Here is a 1,602-nt window from a genome sequence, read left to right on the forward strand (position 1 = left end):
AGACCGCGCCGGTCGCGCTCAGGATGTCGCCGCGCGCGATCGCGCGGGTGAGCACCGCGACGGGCGTCTCGACGGGATCCGCCGCCTGCGCCGGGGACGCAGCCCCCGATGCCAGCAGCAGCGCGACGGCGATTGCCAGGCGGCTCATCGGAGTTGGCTCGAGGTCGCGAGCATCTCGTCCGCGGTCTTCACCACGCGGCTGTTCATCTCATAGGCGCGCTGCGCGGTAATCAGCGCGGTGATCTCCGACACCGGATTGACGTTCGACGCCTCGACAAAGCCCTGCAGCGTGTCGCCAAAGCCCGGCTGGCCCGGCGCGGCGACGGTCGGCTGCCCGGACGAGGCGGTTTCGAGAAAGAGGTTGCCGCCCTGCGCCTCGAGCCCCGCCTCGTTGACGAAGGTCGCGAGCTGGATCTGGCCGACGGTCTGCAGCGCGGGATCGTTGGCGAGCTTGACCTGGACCTCGCCGGTCTTCGAGATCGCGACGTCAACCGCCTCGGGCGGGATGACGATCGTGGGTTCGACGCGGAAGCCGTCCGCGGTGACCAGCTCGCCCTGTTCGGACAGCTGGAACGATCCGTCGCGGGTGAAGCCGATCTGCCCCGAAGGCAGCGTCACCTGGAAATAGCCGCGCCCCTGGATCGCGATGTCATAGCGGTTGCCGGTCTGGTTGGGCGCACCCTGTTCGGTGATGCGGTAGACGCCACCGGTCTTCACGCCCGCGCGATCTGGATCCCGGTCGGCACCTTGGCCTGGCCGTCGCCGCCTGCCGCCGAACCCGGGCGCGTCTCCTGCTGATAGAGCAGGTCCTGGAATGCCGCGCGCTGGCGCTTGAACCCGGTGGTGTTCATGTTGGCGAACGTCAACACGCCGGGCTATGCGCGCGAGACGGTCGCATTGCAGACGGGGGTCACCGCGGGCCGCGTCAACGGCGTGGTGGTCGGCGAACCCGGCCGCGTCGCGGACAAGTTCCTCGAAGCGACCGTCTATGGCCGCAGCGGCGATGCGGGCCGTGCGGAGGTCGAGGCGGGCTATCTCGACCGGTTGCAGTCGCTGCTCGGCGCGACCGGGTCCGAATCCGCGCTGCCCGCCCGGCTCGACGCGATCGCCGCGACCGCGACCGCGATGGCCGGCGCCAATGGCGGCTCCGCGGTCACCGCGCCCTTTGTCGGCATGGTCGAGGACGCGATCGGATCGATGCGCCAGCTCGGTCGCGACGTCGACGTGCTGCGCGGCGATATCGAGGGCGAGGTCGGTGACACGGTCGAGCGGGTCAACGCGCTGCTGCGCACGGTCGACACGCTCAACGATTCGATCTTGCGGCTGCAGGGGCTGGGGCGCAGCGCGTCGGGACCCGCCGACCGCCGCACGACAGCGCTCGAGGAGCTCAGCGCGCTGATCGGCATCACCGCGCGCGAACAGCCGAGCGGGCGGGTGACGATCGATACCGCCTCGGGCGTCCCGCTGCTCGACCAGCGGCTGCGCCAGCTCTCCTATCCCGCCAGCGGGGTCGGCAGCGCGCAGCCGGTCTATCCGACGATCGACGTGCGGTTCGCCGAGGCGGACGGCACCTCGGCGCGCGACCGGGACACGCTCGACACG

At 70.9% G+C, this 1,602-nt stretch carries 2 pseudogenes; one reads left to right on the top strand and one right to left on the bottom strand.

Annotated elements, in window-relative coordinates:
* Window positions 1-144 precede the first annotated feature (144 nt).
* Window positions 145-857 (bottom strand): annotated as a pseudogene (flgG, locus tag NI18_RS18675) (flagellar basal-body rod protein FlgG); the annotation flags it as partial.
* Here flgG and NI18_RS18680 point away from each other — a divergent pair.
* Window positions 850-1,602, top strand: a pseudogene (locus tag NI18_RS18680) (flagellar biosynthesis protein FlgK); the annotation flags it as partial. The pseudogenes flgG and NI18_RS18680 sit on opposite strands and share 8 nt — an antisense overlap.

Source organism: Sphingomonas sp. Ant20 (assembly GCF_000783375.1).
GTDB classification, from domain to species: domain Bacteria; phylum Pseudomonadota; class Alphaproteobacteria; order Sphingomonadales; family Sphingomonadaceae; genus Sphingomonas; species Sphingomonas aerolata.